The sequence below is a fragment of the Campylobacter concisus genome, from assembly GCF_002912425.1.
GTDB classification, from domain to species: domain Bacteria; phylum Campylobacterota; class Campylobacteria; order Campylobacterales; family Campylobacteraceae; genus Campylobacter_A; species Campylobacter_A concisus_AH.
The window spans coordinates 1-18346 of the sequence record NZ_POYR01000101.1; the positions used below are offsets into that span (position 1 = coordinate 1).

Consider the following 18346-nt stretch of genomic DNA (forward strand, 5'->3'; position numbering starts at 1 on the left):
GCATTACTATCAATGTTAAGAGTATTTTTATCACTTTGTGTTATAATCTGCCAAAAATTTTAAAAAAGGAAAAGAAAATGGCAGATAAATTTGAATTTCAAACTGAGGTCAATGACCTTTTAAATTTGATGATCCACTCTCTTTACTCAAACAAAGAGATATTTTTAAGAGAGCTCATATCAAACTCGAACGACGCACTTGACAAGCTAAACTACCTATGCTTGACTGATGAAAAGTATAAAAGCTTAAGCTACACTCCAAGGATCGACATAAAGGTCGATGAAAAAGCCAAAATTTTAACCATCAGCGACAACGGTATCGGCATGGATAAAGACGAGCTCATCGCAAATTTAGGCACCATTGCAAGAAGTGGCACAAAGGGCTTTATGCAAAGCTTAAGCGGCGATGCAAAGAAAGATAGCTCGCTCATTGGCCAGTTTGGCGTGGGCTTTTACTCAGCATTTATGGTGGCAAGCAAGATCGAAGTCATAAGCAAACGAGCACTAAGTGACAAAGCCTATAAATGGATATCTGACGCAAAAAGCTACGAGATCGAAGAGGCTAGCAAAGATGGCTTTGGCACGGATATAATCCTGCATTTAAATGACGATGAGTTTGCAAATTCTTGGCGCATAGAAGAGATAGTCAAAAAGTACTCAAACCACATCCCTTATCCTATATTTATGGATAAAGAGAGCTATGTCGCACCAAAAGAAGGCGAAAAAGAAGGCACATACGAGAGCAAAAACGAGCAGATAAACAAGGCAAATGCGCTTTGGAGACTAAGCAAATCAAGCCTCAAAGAGCAAGACTACAACGACTTTTATAAGCAAATTTCACACGACAGCAGCGACCCGCTACTTTATATCCACACAAAGGCCGAGGGCAAGATCGAGTACTCGACGCTATTTTATGTGCCAAGCACTGAGCCGTTTGATCTCTTTAGGGTTGATTATCAAAGTGGCGTGAAGCTTTATGTAAAGAGGGTTTTTATAACTGACGATGCAAAAGAGCTTTTGCCGCCGTATTTAAGATTTATCAAAGGTGTGATCGACGTTGAGGATCTGCCGCTAAACGTTAGCCGCGAAATTTTACAAGAAAATGCGATCATGAGAAACGTCAAAGAGCAAAGCGTGAAGAAAATTTTAAGCGAACTTGCAAAAGTAAAAGATAATGACCGCGAAAAATACATAAAATTTTACAAACTATTTGGCAAGGTTTTAAAAGAGGGACTTTACGGTTTTAACGCTGAAAAAGAGCAAATTTTGGATCTTTGCCTATTTAAAAGTTCAAAAAGAGACGGACTTATCAGCCTAAAAGAGTACAAAGAGGCGATGAAGGAGGATCAAAAATCGATCTACTATATCAGCGGCAACAACGAAAATATGCTAAGAAATTCGCCGCTTCTTGAGAGCTTTAAGAAAAACGACATCGAAGTGTTAATAATGGATGAAGAGATCGATACGATCGTCATGCCAATGGTCAATGAATTTGATAAAACACCTCTAAAATCAGTCTCACACGCTGATATAAACGACGAGATCAAAAGTGATGAAAAGGTTGATGAGAGCAAGGTTGCAAACACACTTGTTAAGATGAAAGAGATCTTAAAAGACGAGGTAAAAGATGTTAGGCTAAGCTCAAGGCTCTCAAGCTCGGCTGCAGTGCTAATATATGATAAAAACGACCCTGATTACGCTATGCAAGAGATGCTAAAACAGATGGGACAAGGCGCAAATGCTCCAAAAGTTAAGCCGATCTTGGAGATAAATGCTGATCATGAAATTTTTGCAAAACTTGAGAAAAATGAGGCGATGATTTATGACATAGCGCCTTTGCTTCTTGATATGGCAAGGCTAAATGAGGGCATGAGCCTAGAAAATCCAGCTAAATTTTCAGAACTTCTAACAAAAGTGATGATAAAAGCTATATAAAATTTGTAAGCCCAAAGAAATTTGGGCTTTTTAAATTTGTAGTCTAGTAAAAGCTCAAAATAATGCAAGCTAAGCGAAATTTGGCTCCACTATTAGTTTGAATTTTACTTATTTTTGCTCTTTGTATTTTAAAACTTGAGCGTAAATTTCATCTTTTAGTTTTAATTTTTCTTTTTTCAAGGCATCAAGCTCAGAGGCTTGTGCAGCTTTGCTGTCTATTTTTTCATTTAGCTCGTCATGCTTTTTGCAAAGTGCGGCAAAATGAACATCTATTTTTTTCAACTCATTTATGAGATCAGTGTATTCGTGTAACATACGTAGCTCCTGTAAAAAATTTATAAATTCTAACAAGGCTTTGTAAATGTTTGGCTATCTAAATTTAGATCTATAACATATAGTGGTTGAGTCAAATTTATGCCACAAATCAAATGCAAGAACTAAACGTATTTTAGTTCTTCTGGCTTGTGTTTGCTCTTTACTAGGCGTTTGGTTAGGCGTATGCCATCAACTGTGCCGATGACCAAAAGCTTTGTGCCAGTGCCGATTAGAGTATCGCCATTTGGCATAGGGATAAATTTGTTATTTATGTCTCTAATGCCTACCACGTCAGCATTTGTGATATTTCTTAGGTGCGTCTCTTTTAGTCTTTTAAACCTGATCCAAGAGTAATCAGGCACAAGAATTTCTTCTATGTCGATAGGCGAGCTTTTTGTGTATAGAAATTGCTCGAGTAAATTTTCCATATCAGGTCTTACGCTCATGGCGCTTAGACGCTGTGCGACTAGGCGAGATGGGCTTACTACGCTATCAGCACCAAGTTTTTTTAGTCTTTGCGTATCATCTTCGCTATCTGAGTTTGTGATGATGTGGTAAGGTTTTTTGCGTCCTATCTCTTTTTCATAAAGTCTAACAGAAGCGATAAGTGCGATATTATCAGCGATATTTGGGCTAAGAGTGATTAGTCCTTTTGCGCTTGAAAGATGCGTTTTTAAAAAGGCGATTTGAGTATGAGGCTGAGCTTTTATGAAGTATGGATACTTGTAAATTTGAGCTAATTCTGCGATATCTTCTCTGTCATCAACCACTACAAATGGTATGTGATTTTCACGAAACTGAGCGCTAAGCTCGATCGTGTAGAGGTTGTGATAACAAATAACGAAGTGATTTTTTAGTCTTGCGATCTTGTAAAGCATACGCCTTTCCTTTAAAATGCTAATTAATGTGCCTCTTTTTAGAACTTCTACAACGATACCGATTGATAGCGTGAAAATGATGAAGCCAACAAGGATAAATGTTATAGTAAAAATTCGCCCCTTTGGAGTAATGGGCGCAACTTCGGTAAAACCGACCGTCGTGAAGGTCATACCTGCTTGGTAAAAGGCATCTATGAGAGAGAAGTTATCTATAAAGATATAACCAAGTGTTCCAAAAAGTAACAGTAGTACCACTGAAATTAGTGGAAATCTAAAAGGTTTTAGTTGTTCGTAAAGCTCAGTATCTAGGCTTATTTCTGGTTTTGCGGAGTTTGACCAGTTGAGGAATTTTAAAAGTCTTGAGAGAAAAGACATAAATTCCTCTTCATTTTATCTCTTAGTTTGACTGCTTTTTCATAGTTCTTAGAGTAGAAGCAGCAACTTTTATTCTTCTTGTTGTGCCATCTTCTAGAGTAACACGGATAGTTCTAAGATTTGGTAAAAATCTTCTTTTAGTTTTATTGTTGGCGTGGCTCACGTTGTTGCCTACCATTGGTCCTTTGCCAGTTATCGCACATCTTTTTGACATTTTTTTTCCTTATAAACAAAAATTTCTGCTGATTTTATCTAAACAAAACCAAAGTATTGCTTAAAATGAACATTTATATTTATAAGTTTTGTTGATTTTTTATTTAATTAAGGCTAAAATAGCCCCAAAATAAAAAATCGGTAAAACAAAAATGCTAACTAAAAATCAAATAGATGACATTTCAAATTTTATCTATACAATGCCCGATATTTTTTATGAGTGCCAAAAGCACTTAGATGAGGGCGACATCACTACTGCTATGGAGCTTTTTAGGGGGAGTGAGACTTTTAAAGCGTACTTTGCAACGATAGTAAATTTAGGCGATTTTGGCGTTCAAAACCACACTAGAGATATCTATGCGATGGCTTATCCGCTAGGCATAGACAACTTAAAAATGATAATTTGCTCTTATTTTGTTTTTATCAAATCTCCAAAAAGATATAAAAATTTTGGTGTAAATTTATACTCGATGATGGAGTTTAATGCCAAATTTCTATCTGACTGGAGCAAACTTCTAAACTACCTTGGACTAAAAAATCAAAAAAATTTATTTCTAGCTGCCTACGCGCTCATTCTTCTTATATTTTGCGAGCTGATCTTTTTAAAGTATCCGCACTCGCTTAAACATATCGTTGGTTTTTCTGATATGAGCTTTGATAGGATCTTGCAGCGAAGGTTTGACATTTCGCTATTTGGAGTGCTTTTAAAGCTTGCAGGATGGGAGAGTGATAGGCTCACTAGAGAAGAGGTTATAGTTTTAAAATACTTTAAAATTTTGCTCTCTTATGAGGCTAGCACTGCTAAATTTTTTGACTTTGGCATTGATAGGATCACCGATGTCAGCGTCCATGCTTCGGCTGATATGGTTATAAATTTAAAAAAGGCTCTTAGAAAATGAAAGTAACTTTTGAGGGCTCTTTGGCCATTGTTAGGCCATTTGGATTTTTGGAGGTTAATATCACTCCTTCAAGTATCAAAAAGGCCGATGTAGAGCAAATTTGCGCAAGGCAGATAAGTGCTATTTTGCTTTCATTAAAAAATGTCACCTTTTTTAGCCCGCTTTGGCTAAATAGCACGTGCGAGCATCTCTCAGGCATAGCTAAGCAGATAGGCGCTGAGTTTGCAGTTTGCGACTATGACGATACTTTTTACGAGCTTGTGGCAAAGACTTCAAAAAATATTTTGAGATTTTCACTCTTTGAAAATGAAAAAGTTGCGACGCTATTTTTAAACGATACGCTAGCAGATAGTAGCGAAGCCATCGTGATTTATAACAAAAATGAGCAGTATAAAGACTACATCAACTCGCTTTTGGAGCAAAAGTGCTACAAGTGTAAATTTGTAAAAAGCGTGGAAGAATTTAATGCCGCCAAGCAAGCTTACAAATACACCATCAGCACCCTAAATCACATCGTTTTAGGCAAAAAAGAGTTTAGCACTTTTGTAAGAGGCGACGTCGTTATTTACAAGACAGTAGGGCTCATGGATAGCTCTTTTGTGCAGAATTTTGACTATAAATTTCACGAAAGATTACAAAAGATAGGCTTTAAATTCTTTGTTTTTTGGTCTGATTCGGTTGGTGCTTTAAATACCATAGGTGCTAGTTTTTTGATAAAGCTATCTGAGCTGAGCCAAAAAAGTGGCGGTATATTGGCGATTAGCGGCTTAAATGAGGGCAACATCTCAGAGACACTTGCCTCAAATTTAAAAGCGGCAAAGATACTTTTATATAAAAAGATGGATGATTTTTTCAAAGATGACTCGACGCTCTATTTTAAAAAGCGCCTTATCGACATTGAGCCTACAAAGATGAATAAAAGCTTAGTTGAGTTTTTGCCACTTGTGATCTCAAGTGTCACAGACGTACTCTCACCTTTGATAGAGAGTGAAATTTTATGCCTTGATAAAAAGATTAGCAACTTTAACGTAGAGGGTGAAAATGACTATCTGCGGGCTTGCGTGCTCTTTTATGGCGACGTACAGATGAGAATTTTGCTTGGTGTTAAAAAGGACAAGCTTAGCAAAATTTGCTCCATTTTTTCAGATAATGGTGATCTGGAGTGCGGCTGTTTAAGCGGATTTTCTCAAATTTTTAGTATCATTGCAAGCAAAATTTTAGACATTTTCATCGAGAGAAATTTAAAGGTAAAACTTAGCAACTTTAAATTTTACGAAAATGAGATGTTTTTTGACAGAGCAAGCAGTGGAATTTTTGCCACGTTAAATGCAAAAGAGAGCCAAACTGGCGTGATTTTTATAAGTAAATAAGGATTTAAAATGTACGTTGCACCTAGTATTTTGTCGGCTGATTTCGGAAATTTGGCAGCTGAGATAAGAGCCATTTGCGAGGCTGGGTGCGATCTGGTGCATGTTGATGTTATGGATGGGCATTTTGTACCAAATTTAACCATCGGACCAGTCGTGGTAAGTGCCGTTGCGAAGGCTGCTACAAAGCCGCTCGATATTCATTTGATGGTTGAAAATAACTCATTTTTTGCTGATCTTTTTTTGCCACTAAAACCAAAATTTCTAACCTTTCACATCGAAGAAGAGAAGCATCCGATGAGACTAATAGACCACATCAGAAAAAACGGCGTTGGCCCTGGTATCGTGCTAAATCCACACACGCCAGTTAGCGCGATCGAGCATATCATCGATGAAGTTGATATGGTGCTATTAATGAGCGTAAATCCTGGCTTTGGTGGTCAGAAATTTATGCCAGTCGTGCTTGAGAAAACAAGGGCATTAAGGGAGCTAATAGAGCGCAAAAACGCAAAGTGTCTCATCGAAGTAGATGGCGGCGTAAATGGACTAAATGCGCCTGATCTTGAAGAGGCTGGAGCTGATGTCTTGGTGGCTGGCAGCTACATCTTCTCATCAAATTCATACGAACAAGCCATTCGCGCCATAAAGCTTGAGTTTTGAAGCCAAAAAAACAGCGTTTAGAAAATAGCATTGAAATTTTAGCTAGGCAAAATTTAGGCTATCACGAGTTTATTTTAAAATTTAGCGATATTGAGGAAATTTCATCGCTCATTGACGTGCGTGACCTTGATATGTGGCGAACTCTCGGACTTGACATCACTAGAAATGAAAGCAACGAGATCGAGCTTGGCACGAGATTTAGAGATATTAGCGAGCAGGAATTTTGCGTCGTGGATATCGAAACGACTGGTGGCACGACAAATGGCCAGATCATCGAAATAGGCGCTATAAAAATGAAAAATGGCACCGAAATAGGGCGCTTTGAAAGCTTCGTGGCAGCTAGTGCGGTGCCTGAAAATATCACAGAGCTAACTGGCATAAGAGCAAGTGATCTAGTTGGTGCGCCAAATTTACTAAATGTGCTGGAGCAGTTTAAAATTTTTCTTGGAACTAGCGTTTTTATCGCGCACAACGTAAATTTTGACTACGGATTTATCTCGCATAGTCTAAACGAGATCGGTCTTGGCATACTGCTAAACAGAAAGCTTTGCACCATCGATCTTAGCCGCCGCACCATCGCCTCGCAAAAATACGGCCTTGGCTCGCTAAAAGAGCTCCTTGGCATAAACAACACCCACCACAGAGCCCTAAATGACGCGATAGCAGCGGCTGAAATTTTCAAAGTCTGCTTAACTCGTCTGCCATTTAGCATACAAACGACAGAGGATCTCATAAGTTTTAGCAAAAATGCTCCAAGCGTGAAGCTAAAACCAGAGCCAGTTTTAAAAGCTTTGGAGTAGGGCTGGTTTAAATTTAAGCCACTTGGCTGGGAATTTAGAAATTTGATTTAGTTGAGGGCTTTTAAACTAGACTTTATGTCCTTGTGTAGTTTGTGGTCATTATGCTTTCAAACGGCGCGTTCAATCGCCCTGCAAGCGCCGATCTTTACAAAATCCCTAAAACAGCATTGCCATTGTGATAAATTTCTCGTGAAAGCCAGTTTCGTATGTATAAAATAGCTAAGCCGTCGCTACTGATGACGCAGTTTGTAGGCGGGTTGCTTTTGTGGCTAAATTTAGAGCTTGCATTAAATTGAATAAATTTCTTTTTGTTAAAGCTGCGTGGCAAATTTGGAGTTAAATTTAGCTAGAAACTAAAATTAGTCTTTGGATTTAAGATTTAGGATTTATAGTAAAAATGGCTTCTAAACTTAAATTTAAAAGCCATTTATCTTTTAGCTCTCTTTTAAAAGCTTGCTTGCAAGCATATCTGCTTTTGCTTTGTCGGTGTCTTTTTTGACTGATTTATAAATTTTAGAGATGTAGTTTTCTAAAACTTCGTGGCAAGAGATCACTTTTTCGCCCTCGCGTCTAGCTACTTTTGTGTATTCGCCGTTATTTTGTAGCTCAAATGCTAGGTCATTATCACTTAGCTGAAGCTCTAAAATTTCAAGCAGTCTCTCTTGTAGTCTTGGCTCAAAGATAGGCGTCATGAGCTCCAATCGGCGCTCTAAATTTCGTGGCATCCAGTCAGCGCTTGAGATGTAAATTTTTGGATTAGCGTGCTTGAAATATAAAATTCTAGCATGCTCCAAGTATTTACCGATGATCGAGCGAACTCTTATGTTTTCGCTTTTGCCTTTTACGCCAGGTCTTAGTCCGCACACACCACGAACGATTAAGTCGATTTTTACGCCTGCATTTGAGGCGCGGCTAAGCTCATTTATCACGTCTTCGTCTATTAGCGCGTTCATCTTGGCGATGATCCTGCCCTCGCTGCCTTTGCTGGCCTCCACTCTTATTTTTTCGATGATGCGCTCTTTTATCTGAAAGGGCGACATGCTAAGGGCGTTTAGACGGCGGTTTTTGTTATATCCTGAGAGGATGTGAAAAAACGAGGTCGTATCTTGGCTAAATTCCTCTTTGCTCGTAAATAGACTCACGTCGGTGTAGATTTTTGCCGAGCTGCCGTTGTAGTTGCCAGTGCCAAAGTGCATGTAAAATTTGAGTTTATCGCCGATCTGGCGGATCACTTGGCTAACTTTTGCATGCACCTTAAAGCCTGTGATGCCATATATCACATGTGCGCCAGCATCTTCAAGCGCCTTTGCCCAGTGGAGGTTGTTCTCTTCATCAAATCTCGCTTTTAGCTCTACCATCACGGTCACTTGCTTGCCGTCGCTTGCGGCGTCTATCAGGCTTTGGATGATCGGCGAGTTTTTATCGACCCTGTAAAGCGTCATGCGTATCGAGATCACCTTTGGATCTTTGCTAGCTTCTCTTATAAAGCTAACGACTGGATCAAAGCTCTCAAATGGATGAACTAGCAGCACATCCTCTTTATCTATGGCGTCAAAAATCGAGACGCCGTTGCCAAATGGAGGCAGTGTTTTTGGGGCGTAGGGCGGGTTTGCTAGGTGGCTGAAGTTCTTACTCCCAGCTATCTCCCAAAGAGAGCTAAGTGTGAGCGGGATGCTTGAAAAATAGATATCTTTGTGAAAAATTTTCATGTGAAAATTTAAAAACTCTAAGATATCAGCGTCTGCGTCTTTATCTATCTGCATACGCACAAAAGCCCCTTTTCTACGAAGCTTTAGCCCTTGCTCAAGTATCATCATAAAGTCATCCGCCTCTTCTTCTTCGATGACGATATCAGCGTTTCTTGTCACTCTAAAGGCAGCCGAGCTAATAAGCTTATATCCTGGGAAAATTTCTTCTGCGTGGCGGTGCACGATCGTCTCTATTGGCACAAAGACGTTGCTACTTGGCTGGGTAAATCTTGGCAAAACTCTTGAAATTCTTATCATGCCGTATTTTAAAATTTCAGGATGCTCGATGTCAGCAAGCTTAACGGCAAGGGAGAAGCTAAGGTTGTTTAGGTGCGGAAATGGATGTGTCGCATCAACAGCGATAGGCACGATGACTGGCAGGATGTTTGAGAAAAAGTATTCGTCGCATTTTTGCTTTAAACTATCATCAAGCTCGTCATAGTTTTTGATAAAAAGACCCTCTTTGCTAAGCGCATCGACGGTGTTTTTGTAGTGAGCCTCGACTAAATTTTGCTCATCTTGCAGGTACTTTCTGATCTCTCTTAGCTGATCAAGCGGACTCATGCCGTCGCTGCTACTTGTCGTCACGCCAGCTGCAAAAAGCTGCTTTAGACCAGCAACTCTGATCATATAAAATTCATCAAGATTTGTCATATAAATGGCTATAAATTTTAGCTTTTCAAGTAAAGGTATATCCTTTTCACACTGAGCGAGCACCCTTGAGTTGAAGCGTAGCCAGCTTAATTCGCGGTTGATAAAAAGAGTTTCATTTTCGCTCATCATTTTCTCCTTATAATTTTTGATTATTTTACGATATGTGCGGTTATAAAGTTCTTATTTTGTTAAAAATTTAGTTACAATAGTGCAAATTTTAAACGTAAAGGTTTCTTATGTCGGATTATATTATATTAGTTGGCATTTTTGTTGTGGCGGTTGTTGTCTTTGCGCTTATCAAAAAGGTCTCTTTTTAGCCTTTAAATTTCTCCCACCACAAGTAGGCAAAGATGAGCCCAAAGCCCTTGACCTTGCTCTCGTCAAAGGCAAATTTCATCATATCTTCTCGTTTTATAAAAACTAGCTCGATATCCTCGCCATCGATGCCACCGCCTGCATTTACTTTCATGCTCTCATCGATCTTTGCGTAAAACATCGTTTGCATGTTGCCGCCAAAGCCAAAAGCGCCGTACGTCATCGTGATGCGCTCCATCTCTTTTAGCTCGTATCCGACCTCTTCGACTGCCTCTTCTCTAGCTGTTTGCTCTTCGCTTAGCCCCTTATCCATAAGTCCTGCGCAAAGCTCATAAGTAAAGCCTTGCTCGCTTGTTTTGATGTCTTCTTTTTCTTGCGAGTACCAAACGGCTGGGCGAAACTGCTTTACAAACAAAAATGCATCTTTTTGCTCGTGATACAAAAATATACTAACGCTATTCATCACCTTGACGCAGTCCCAGTCCCTTTGCAGGCCATTTTGTTTAAATTTCATCTTAAATGGCTTTAGGTATTTTGACTCACCAAGAGGTAAAATTTCTAAATTTGTTATAGTAGTATCCATTTTGCAAGTCCTAAAAAGCTAAAAAATCCTATCGCATCAGTAAATGTAGTAAGAATGACCGCCGAGCCAACTGCAGGATCGATGTTAAAGCGCCTTAGCGTCAAAGGTATGATCGTGCCAAAAAAGCCAGCAAAGAATAAATTTGTAACCATGCTAAGGCCAATAACCACGCCAAGCATGCCTTTATCAAACCAAACAGCGGCGATGACGCCCATGATAGCGCCAAAGATGAGGCCATTTACGAGTGAGATAGTCACCTCACGCTTTAAAACGCTCTTTGCATCTTTAAATTCTATCTCGCCAAGTGCCAAACGGCGAACAGTAACAGCAAGTGCTTGCGTGCCGGTGTTACCACCCATTGAGGCGACTATTGGCATAAGCACGGCAAGTGCGACGTAAGCTGCGATCGTCTCGTCAAAAAGTCCGATGATAGATGAGCTAAAAAGGGCTGTTAGTAAATTTATGCCAAGCCAAACCGCACGGCCACGACCCGCTTTAAATAGTGTATCGTCCTCTTCTGACTCGTCATCAACGCCAGCTAGGTTATAAATTTGCTCTGTTGCGCTCTCTTGGATGTAGTCGTGGATATCATCATATGTGATACGACCAAGCAGTATGCCAGTACTACTTGTAACTGCGATAACGTTTAGATCGTACTCTTGAAACATATCAGCGACATCTTGCATGAGATCCATATCGTTTGCCATGTGAGGCTTGTAGTGGTCGATCTGAGTTGATTCGATATTTTGTTTTAGCGTCTTTGTGAAGTCAAAGAGGATGAGATCTTCAAGCGGGATGGCGTATTGCAAGACGCTATTTTTATCGATGATGAAAAGCTGTGAGACGTTTTCTAGTTTGCCTTCTTGCTTCTCTTGTCTTAGTCTTGCGACTGCGCTGCCAAGCTTCTCTTCAAGATGAGCTGAAAATAGCTCTGTTTGCATGTGCGCACCAGCTCTATCTTCGTCGTAGCTTCTAAGTCTTAAAATTTCGTTTTGATTTTCTTTATCTAACTCGTTAAAAAGTTCTCTAGCCTTGTCCTCATCGATATCTTCGATGTATTGAAGTAGGTCTGTCGCATCGTCACTTTCTAGCTCTTCAAGCGCTTCTACGATCTTTTCAGCTGGGAGCGTGTCGATCACGTCTTTTAGCATGTGATCAGGTAACTCTATCGCCACATCACCCAAAATTTCAGGATCTAGCTTTTCAAGGTACTGAGCAAAAAGCTCTTCATCGTGCTTTTTAAGTGTTTTTAGGTGCTGGGCTAGCTCGTAAGCAGAGAGCTCGCCGTCTTCTAAATTTTCATCTAAGTGCTGATCTATCAGCTCTTTTGCTTCTTCTAGTTCTTGGCTCAAGTTTTACCTTTAAAAATCTATTACGTTAGGGAAAAATTCCACCTTGTGATACTCTTTGTCGTTGCTTAGAGCTTGTCTTATCAGCTCATCATTTCTATTTATGACTGCTTTAAATTTAGCCGATTCTTTCTTGTCTTCTATATTTTTTACGACCTTGATAGCGCTTTCTGGATTGATCGGCTTGCCGCCTAGATAGAGGCCAAAGTGCAAGTGTGGGCCAGTGCTCATGCCGCTTGTGCCAACGTATGCTATTAGCGTGCCTTGTTTTACTTTAAGACCGCTTCTTATGCCCTTTGCAAAGCCATTTAGGTGGGCATAAAGTGTCTCGTAGCCGCCAGCGTGAGAGATGATGACGGTTCTGCCATAACCGCTCTTTTGACCGACAAATTTGACTGTGCCATCGCCTGCAGCCTTGATTGGTGTGCCTTTTGGAGCACCGTAATCAACTCCAAGGTGCGCTCTATATCTTTGAAGGATTGGATGCCATCTTTTTAGAGTGAAATTTGATGTGATCCTAGCGTTTGCAAGAGGGCGAACGAGCAAAAATTTGTCATTTTTCTTGCCGTTTTTATCATAAAATTTATCTTCAAATTTATACATCACGTAGCGTTTGTTTTTAGTCTCTATCATTGCTGCGTAAATTTCAGGCGTGCCAAAAGAGCGTCCCATGCGTAGTTTTTGGTTATATACAATAGCGATCGTATCGCCTTTGTTTATCTTTTTAAAATCGATCCCGCTGCCGCTAAAAACCTCTTTAAAACCAAGCGCTAGCGTGCCAGAGCCAGTGTAGTCAAAGATATCTTCAGAGACTGATTTATCGACTTTTAGTGCTAAAACTTTATCTTCGCTTTGGTATAAGATCGGGATAAACTCAAGCTGAAATTTACCCTTGTCATCTCTATAAATATGTATCTGAAGCTCGTCACTAACGGGGATGAGAGCTTGTTTAACCTCGCCGTTATCGTCTTTGTAAATTTGATATTTTGTGCCAGCGATGATCTCTTCTGTTAGCTCTTGATCTTCGCTTGCTAGGTTATAGTAAAGTGAAAGTGGGATTTTATTTGTTTCAAGAAAATTTAAAAAGCTGCTGCCATTTGGCCAACTAAGCTCATCAACAGTTGGTTTTATGGCATATAAATTTATACATAATATTGCAAAAATCACAAATATACGAGGCATCGATATCCTTTTAAAAAGCTGGAGGGGATTTTAACTAAAACTTGCTTTAATTTTGCAAAAGATAAAGCATTTTAGGCTATAATCGCTCTAAAAATTTAAACTTAGGAGATATTTTTGAAACGTATAATCGTGATTTTATCGCTGTTTTTTGGCTTTGCTTTTGGGGCTGATTTTTCTTTAAATGAGTATAGAACTCCTCTTATTAGCGTCGAGAGTGACGGCACAGCAACGATAGTTGATAGTCCTGAAATTTTGATCGGATCAAGCGGCGTCGTGCTTCACAAATTTGACACTGATAGCTCTATCATCGCAAGAGTGAGCGTTGTCTCTAAAAATGCCGGCTTTGCGAAGGTTAGATTTGAGGTGTTTGACCTGCTCGAGCAAAAGGCTCTCCCACTCCCTGGCATCGCACCTGCAAGTGGCGATATAGTCGTGCTAAACTACCTTTATAACCGCTCGCTAATCGTCGTGCCAAATAAAGAAATTTATGAAGAGGTTTTGGGCGCATTTCCTAATATGATTTTTATCCATCCAGACCTTGTCGGAGCATACTTAAGCTACGAATACAAGCCAAATCCAAGTAGAGATGACTTTAGAAAGATGTGCGCTCAAAGTGCAGCTGGTCTTATCTTTGTCGCAATGGATGGCAGGAGCGTTTTTGCTGATTGCCAAAGCTTTAAAGTACTAAAAGAGTTTAAAACTGGCGAAGTTGAGTATTATCAACTACCATTTTATACAAGAGTTAGCGATATAGATACTGTGTTTTGGAAGCTTAATAGCGAGCACATCAACAACTACGACGCTCACTACGAAAAACTTTTTGAAGAAGATAACTGATAAATGAGCCGTTTGTCCTTAAGCAAGAGCGATTTAAAGAGTGGTTTAAATTTGCTAGCTGCTCTTAAGGACAAAGAGCTCTTTCACTACGCAGCAAGCCTTAGTTTTCATACGATTTTATCGATCATACCTATACTTCTTATATCGTTTTCTATCTTTACAAAACTGCCTAGCTTTGAGGATTATTACGCCAAAATTCAAGACTTTGTCTTCTCAGCTCTTTTGCCAAGCAATCAAGAGATCATCTCAAACTACTTGCAAAATTTCCTCCAAAATAGCGGAAATTTAGGCATAGTTGGCTTTGTGGCGATGATATTTACTTCGGCTATGTTTTTTAGCGATTATGAATACGTAGTCTTAAAAGTGACAAGAGCTAGCAAAGCTAGGGGCTTTTGGTCGGCACTTAGCTCGTACTGGACGCTCATCACGCTTGCGCCACTCGGACTTGCTGGCAGTTTTTACCTCTCAAGCCTTGTGCAAGAGATGCTAAACTCGACTAAATTTACAAGCTGGATAAATTTCTTAAGCATAGTGCCATATCTCATCATCTGGGTGATATTTTGCGTCACATATCTCATCTCAGCAAATGACGAGATAAAATTTAAAAGTGCGTTTTTTAGCTCGTTTGCCGCCTCGCTTGTTTGGTATCTTGGCAAGTCAGCCTTTGTCTATTACGTCCTTTACAACAAGACCTACCTAAGCGTCTATGGCTCATTTTCAGCCGTACTTTTCTTCTTTGTGTGGATCTACATCTCGTGGATCATCTTTTTATATGGGCTTAAGTTTTGCGCCTATCTCTCAAACAGCTCTAAATTTAAAGGATAAATTTATTGCCAGCTGGCAATTTTAAATTTACCAGCTAGCAGGATATGTATTATTTTACGTAAAATTTTATGTATTTAGCGTTTAAATTCGCAAATTTCTATCTTTATATCAAGCTCTTTACTAAATTTGCTAACAGCCTTTTCAAGTTCGTCTTTGTCAAAGCATATAAGATCAACATAAGAGTGCTTAGTGCCAGTCGCTGCGCCCATGCTCTCGCAAAAGCTGCTCCCTTCAAGCTCATCTTCTATCTTAGTTTTGCTATCAATGCCAAACTGCACGTCGCCGCCGTGATACAATACTAAAAAGCAGAAATTTATGCCAAGCTCGTAGGCTTCATTATAGATATCACTTTTGCCGTCATAGTACTCATTTAGCAGCGTAGTCAGGCTCGTATATCCCATAAATACATCATCTCTTAGCGCATCTGAGCGAGGCTCTAGCTCGTAAAAGCTAAACTGCTTTAGCGGTTCGCTTGATGCCTCTTTGCCAAATTTGTCATCTATAAGATCGGCAAAGTCGGTAAGTGCGACACCTTTTTCTCTTGGCTCATCTACGATCTCAAAGTCGCCAAGCGTGTTTATCATCGCCGTCTCGCCAACAACGTTGTCGCAAAGTATAAAAGCTAGCGTATAGGCCTTGTTTTCATCTTCATTTTTTAGCTTACTCAAAGTCTCGTTGTATAGGCACATATCCACGCTTTTTTCTTCAAAATTTGCATAAACCATGACCTCGTTTGCATCAACACTCACGCCATACATCTGTATAGTTGCTACTTCGCGTGGTGCACGTGGTTTGCCAAGCGTGCAAGTAAGTTTTGCTTCATACTCTTTTGGCATGCGTGATTTGATAAATTTAAGCCAAAAAAGCCTATATTTCATCCCTTCTGGTGTTAGCACTAGATCAATCTTGTCATTAACAAGACCTATCATAAAGGTTGGATCTACTAAACATAAATTTAGTGCCTCTTCAGTCATTTTGCTCGCTGTTTCGTAGTTTTTATCCTCTAAATTACGCTTGATGACGTCTAAATTTTTACCAAGTTCGCTCCAAAATTTATCAACCCTACTAGCAAAGCTAGAACTCTTTTTAGAAAACCACATCTTTATCCTTTTTATTAAAATTTTCTACATTTCTTTGCGTATAAATTTTCATCGATGGAAACTCTAACGCGCTTAGTTTATCAAAACCAACTTCATTAAAAACACAGCCTGTGTCGATATCTGCGCTATTTTTATAAAGCTTTACCTCTCTTACTGGCGTGTGGCCATAGACATTAAATATACCACTAACTTGCATCTCGTCGCCTCTGCCTGAGAGCAGGTGCCTTCTAAACTCTTCGCTAGCATATTTATCGTTTCTTAGCTCCCACATATTGCCAACGGCTGAGTGAGAGACTACCAGATGCTCGCCATTTTGGGTTTTATGGTCTTTAAATTCCAGATAAACTGGCCTGCTTTCTAAAAAATCCACATGCCTTTGCTTAAACTCTGTGCTTTGTCCAAGATATGATCTATATGTCGCTTCGCCACCATTTCCAAAGAACCAGCTCCTGTCAAATGGCACTTTGTTGTTTAGAAATTCAAATTTATTGCTAAGTAGCCTTCGCTCGTGATTTCCCATTACCATTTTATAGTCATTTTGCATGATAAGCTCGACCACGTCGCAGCTAAAAAGCCCCCGATCTATCACGTCGCCAACAAAGCAAATTTGAGATTTTTCTTTGTTTGGAAACTGCTTGATAAGCTCTAAAAGCGTGTTAAAACAGCCGTGAACGTCGCCGATAATGTAAATTTGCTCGCTCAAATTTTATCCTTTGTGCCAAATTTTAGTCTATTAAACTTAAAAATAAAGATTGTTATTTTGCTGATAAATTTAGAAAGAAAAATTTATTTATGAAATTTAAAGAAGTAGGGGGCAAAACCCCCTAAAATCATTGTGCGTAAAAGCCGCTAACCTTGCCGGTGAGGTCTATCATGATGTTTTTCATCTGAGTGTAGTGCTCAAGGATGATCTTGTGCGTCTCACGGCCGATACCTGAGTTTTTATATCCGCCAAATGGGCTGCCTGCTGGGATTTGGTTGTAAGTGTTGATCCAGACCCTGCCAGTCTCCATAGACCTTGCAACGCGAAGTGCTTTTGTGATGTCTTGTGTGAAAATTCCGCCACCTAGGCCATACTCGCTGTCATTTACCATTTTTATAAGTTCGGCTTCATCTTTAAATTTGATGACAACGCCAACTGGTCCAAAAATTTCTTCTTGAGCCACTCTCATATCGTTTGTCACATCAACTAGCAGTGTTGGCTCGACAAATGCGCCCTTGTCGCAACCATTTGCAGTGTAGGCTTTGCCACCGACTGCCACTTTTGCACCTTCTTTTTTGCCGATCTCGACGTAGTTTAAAATTTGCTCAGCTTGTTTTTTATTGATTTGAGAGCCCATTTGAGTGTTAGGATCTAGTGGATCGCCAACTTTTATAGTGCTAAATTTCTTAACCGCAGCCTCTATAAATTTGTCATAAAAGCTCTCTTCTACAAAAATTCTAGATCCCGCGCAGCAAACTTGACCTTGGTTAAATAAAATTCCAAGCTGTAGGCCGTCAAGCGCCTTGTCTAAATTTGCATCGCTAAAGAAGATGTTTGCGCTCTTGCCGCCAAGCTCAAGTGTGGCTGGGATGATACGGCGAGCTGCAGCTATGGCGATATCACGGCCGATCTCGGTTGAGCCAGTAAATGCTAGCTTATCAAGGCCTGGGTGGTTTTTGATCCACTCGCCGCTCTTGCTGCCTCTGCCAGTTACTATGTTTATAAGCCCTTTTGGCAAAATTTTATCTATCAGCCTAAATAGCTCAAGCACGCTTAGACTTGTTTCGCTTGAAGGTTTAAACACGCTTGCATCGCCTGCTGCGATCACTGGGGCTAGCTTCCAAGCTGCCATTAAAAATGGAAAATTCCAAGGCACGATCTGACCCACGACGCCTATTGGCTCGCGCAAAACGATAGAGAGTTGCTTCTCGTCAAGCACATTTGCGCTGCCTTCTTCGCCCATGATAACGCCAGCAAAATACCTAAAATGCTCGGCTGCAAAAGGGATATCGACATTTAGCGTCTCACGGATTGGCTTGCCGTTGTCCATACTTTCAACTTTTGCGAGGTGCTCTTTGTGCTCATCGATGATATCAGCGATCTTGTTTAGCAGCTTTGCGCGCTCGCTAACTGTGGTGTGTTTAAATTTATTAAAAGCCTCACGTGCAGCACGAACTGCGTCATTTACATCTTCTTCGCTAGCATCAGCGATCTTTGCAAGGTGCTCGCCGTTTGCTGGATTTTTGGCATCAAGTGTAGCGCCGTCTTTTGCGTCACGCCACTCACCATTTATGAAAAGTCCGTATTTTTCAAGTAGTTTCATACTTTT

Annotated in this window: 17 protein-coding genes; 7 read left to right on the plus strand and 10 right to left on the minus strand. The window is 40.0% G+C overall.

Going from position 1 to position 18346, the window contains the following annotated elements; translation table 11 throughout:
- Nucleotides 1-77 precede the first annotated feature (77 nt).
- The gene (gene htpG, locus CYP84_RS05095) at nucleotides 78-1934 is read left to right on the plus strand and encodes a molecular chaperone HtpG (RefSeq protein ID WP_103567479.1); all 1857 of its coding nucleotides are present in this window, start codon (nucleotides 78-80) and stop codon (nucleotides 1932-1934) included.
- A 108-nt stretch (nucleotides 1935-2042) separates the two neighbouring features.
- Here htpG and CYP84_RS05100 read toward each other — a convergent pair whose 3' ends face one another.
- From CYP84_RS05100 to rpmB, 3 genes are all read right to left on the minus strand, one after another.
- Complete coding sequence (locus CYP84_RS05100; protein ID WP_103567480.1) at nucleotides 2043-2249, minus strand: DUF465 domain-containing protein; 207 nt, start codon at nucleotides 2247-2249, stop codon at nucleotides 2043-2045.
- A gap of 122 nt (nucleotides 2250-2371) precedes the next feature.
- The gene (locus tag CYP84_RS05105) at nucleotides 2372-3502 is read right to left on the minus strand and encodes a potassium channel family protein (RefSeq protein ID WP_103567481.1); all 1131 of its coding nucleotides are present in this window, start codon (nucleotides 3500-3502) and stop codon (nucleotides 2372-2374) included.
- 22 nt (nucleotides 3503-3524) lie between these two features.
- A complete protein-coding gene (rpmB, locus tag CYP84_RS05110) occupies nucleotides 3525-3716 on the minus strand; it encodes a 50S ribosomal protein L28 (RefSeq protein ID WP_002942221.1) in 192 nt (63 codons plus the stop codon).
- Nucleotides 3717-3867: 151 nt separating this feature from the next.
- Between rpmB and CYP84_RS05115 the strand changes: the two genes are divergently transcribed.
- From CYP84_RS05115 to CYP84_RS05130, 4 genes are read left to right on the plus strand one after another with little or no spacing between them, the layout of a single operon-like run.
- A complete protein-coding gene (locus CYP84_RS05115; protein ID WP_103567482.1) occupies nucleotides 3868-4614 on the plus strand; it encodes a hypothetical protein in 747 nt (248 codons plus the stop codon).
- Nucleotides 4611-5984 carry a prephenate dehydrogenase gene (locus CYP84_RS05120; protein ID WP_103567483.1) on the plus strand — a complete coding sequence of 458 codons (1374 nt, stop codon included), beginning with the start codon at nucleotides 4611-4613 and terminating at the stop codon, nucleotides 5982-5984. Before CYP84_RS05115 ends, CYP84_RS05120 begins: the two co-directional genes overlap by 4 nt.
- Before the next feature lie 9 nt (nucleotides 5985-5993).
- A complete protein-coding gene (gene rpe / locus CYP84_RS05125) occupies nucleotides 5994-6641 on the plus strand; it encodes a ribulose-phosphate 3-epimerase (protein WP_103567484.1) in 648 nt (215 codons plus the stop codon).
- A complete protein-coding gene (locus CYP84_RS05130) occupies nucleotides 6638-7441 on the plus strand; it encodes a 3'-5' exonuclease (RefSeq protein ID WP_103636878.1) in 804 nt (267 codons plus the stop codon). The genes rpe and CYP84_RS05130 overlap by 4 nt, the downstream gene beginning before the upstream one ends.
- A gap of 434 nt (nucleotides 7442-7875) precedes the next feature.
- On the opposite strand, the gene CYP84_RS05135 is transcribed toward CYP84_RS05130, so the two are convergent.
- The 4 genes from CYP84_RS05135 to CYP84_RS05150 form a co-directional block, all read right to left on the minus strand.
- Entirely contained in the window at nucleotides 7876-9993 is a 2118-nt protein-coding gene (locus CYP84_RS05135; protein ID WP_258032664.1) for an RNA degradosome polyphosphate kinase, read from the minus strand.
- A gap of 163 nt (nucleotides 9994-10156) precedes the next feature.
- Nucleotides 10157-10741, minus strand: coding sequence for an NUDIX domain-containing protein (locus CYP84_RS05140; RefSeq protein WP_103636879.1), 585 nt, complete (start codon nucleotides 10739-10741; stop codon nucleotides 10157-10159).
- Nucleotides 10726-12093, minus strand: coding sequence for a magnesium transporter (gene mgtE / locus CYP84_RS05145; RefSeq protein WP_103606976.1), 1368 nt, complete (start codon nucleotides 12091-12093; stop codon nucleotides 10726-10728). Before mgtE ends, CYP84_RS05140 begins: the two co-directional genes overlap by 16 nt.
- A 9-nt stretch (nucleotides 12094-12102) precedes the next feature.
- Nucleotides 12103-13272 carry a peptidoglycan DD-metalloendopeptidase family protein gene (locus CYP84_RS05150; RefSeq protein ID WP_087581705.1) on the minus strand — a complete coding sequence of 390 codons (1170 nt, stop codon included), beginning with the start codon at nucleotides 13270-13272 and terminating at the stop codon, nucleotides 12103-12105.
- A 114-nt stretch (nucleotides 13273-13386) separates the two neighbouring features.
- Between CYP84_RS05150 and CYP84_RS05155 the strand changes: the two genes are divergently transcribed.
- On the plus strand, nucleotides 13387-14109 hold the full coding sequence (locus CYP84_RS05155; protein ID WP_002942758.1) for a plasminogen-binding N-terminal domain-containing protein: 723 nt from the start codon (nucleotides 13387-13389) through the stop codon (nucleotides 14107-14109).
- Nucleotides 14110-14112: 3 nt separating this feature from the next.
- Nucleotides 14113-14934: a YihY family inner membrane protein gene (locus tag CYP84_RS05160; protein WP_103636880.1), complete on the plus strand. Its 822-nt coding sequence runs from the start codon at nucleotides 14113-14115 to the stop codon at nucleotides 14932-14934.
- 74 nt (nucleotides 14935-15008) lie between these two features.
- Here the strand turns inward: CYP84_RS05160 and CYP84_RS05165 are convergent, their stop codons facing one another.
- The 3 genes from CYP84_RS05165 to CYP84_RS05175 all read right to left on the minus strand — a co-directional run bounded on the left by CYP84_RS05165 (nucleotide 15009) and on the right by CYP84_RS05175 (nucleotide 18340).
- Nucleotides 15009-16034: a hypothetical protein gene (locus CYP84_RS05165; protein WP_103636881.1), complete on the minus strand. Its 1026-nt coding sequence runs from the start codon at nucleotides 16032-16034 to the stop codon at nucleotides 15009-15011.
- Nucleotides 16021-16737, minus strand: coding sequence for a metallophosphoesterase (locus CYP84_RS05170; RefSeq protein ID WP_103636882.1), 717 nt, complete (start codon nucleotides 16735-16737; stop codon nucleotides 16021-16023). Before CYP84_RS05170 ends, CYP84_RS05165 begins: the two co-directional genes overlap by 14 nt.
- Nucleotides 16738-16864: 127 nt before the next feature.
- The gene (locus CYP84_RS05175) at nucleotides 16865-18340 is read right to left on the minus strand and encodes an aldehyde dehydrogenase family protein (protein WP_103636883.1); all 1476 of its coding nucleotides are present in this window, start codon (nucleotides 18338-18340) and stop codon (nucleotides 16865-16867) included.
- Between the last annotated feature and the right edge of the window lie 6 nt (nucleotides 18341-18346).

Excerpts from the sequence above, each read along its gene's own strand:
- htpG (WP_103567479.1), top strand. The coding sequence starts at position 78 with ATGGCAGATAAATTTGAATTTCAAACTGAGGTCAATGACCTTTTAAAT.
- CYP84_RS05100 (WP_103567480.1), bottom strand. The coding sequence starts at position 2,249 with ATGTTACACGAATACACTGATCTCATAAATGAGTTGAAAAAAATAGAT.
- CYP84_RS05105 (WP_103567481.1), bottom strand. The coding sequence starts at position 3,502 with ATGTCTTTTCTCTCAAGACTTTTAAAATTCCTCAACTGGTCAAACTCC.
- rpmB (WP_002942221.1), bottom strand. The coding sequence starts at position 3,716 with ATGTCAAAAAGATGTGCGATAACTGGCAAAGGACCAATGGTAGGCAAC.
- CYP84_RS05115 (WP_103567482.1), top strand. The coding sequence starts at position 3,868 with ATGCTAACTAAAAATCAAATAGATGACATTTCAAATTTTATCTATACA.
- CYP84_RS05120 (WP_103567483.1), top strand. The coding sequence starts at position 4,611 with ATGAAAGTAACTTTTGAGGGCTCTTTGGCCATTGTTAGGCCATTTGGA.
- rpe (WP_103567484.1), top strand. The coding sequence starts at position 5,994 with ATGTACGTTGCACCTAGTATTTTGTCGGCTGATTTCGGAAATTTGGCA.
- CYP84_RS05140 (WP_103636879.1), bottom strand. The coding sequence starts at position 10,741 with ATGGATACTACTATAACAAATTTAGAAATTTTACCTCTTGGTGAGTCA.
- CYP84_RS05150 (WP_087581705.1), bottom strand. The coding sequence starts at position 13,272 with ATGCCTCGTATATTTGTGATTTTTGCAATATTATGTATAAATTTATAT.
- CYP84_RS05160 (WP_103636880.1), top strand. The coding sequence starts at position 14,113 with ATGAGCCGTTTGTCCTTAAGCAAGAGCGATTTAAAGAGTGGTTTAAAT.
- CYP84_RS05165 (WP_103636881.1), bottom strand. The coding sequence starts at position 16,034 with ATGTGGTTTTCTAAAAAGAGTTCTAGCTTTGCTAGTAGGGTTGATAAA.
- CYP84_RS05175 (WP_103636883.1), bottom strand. The coding sequence starts at position 18,340 with ATGAAACTACTTGAAAAATACGGACTTTTCATAAATGGTGAGTGGCGT.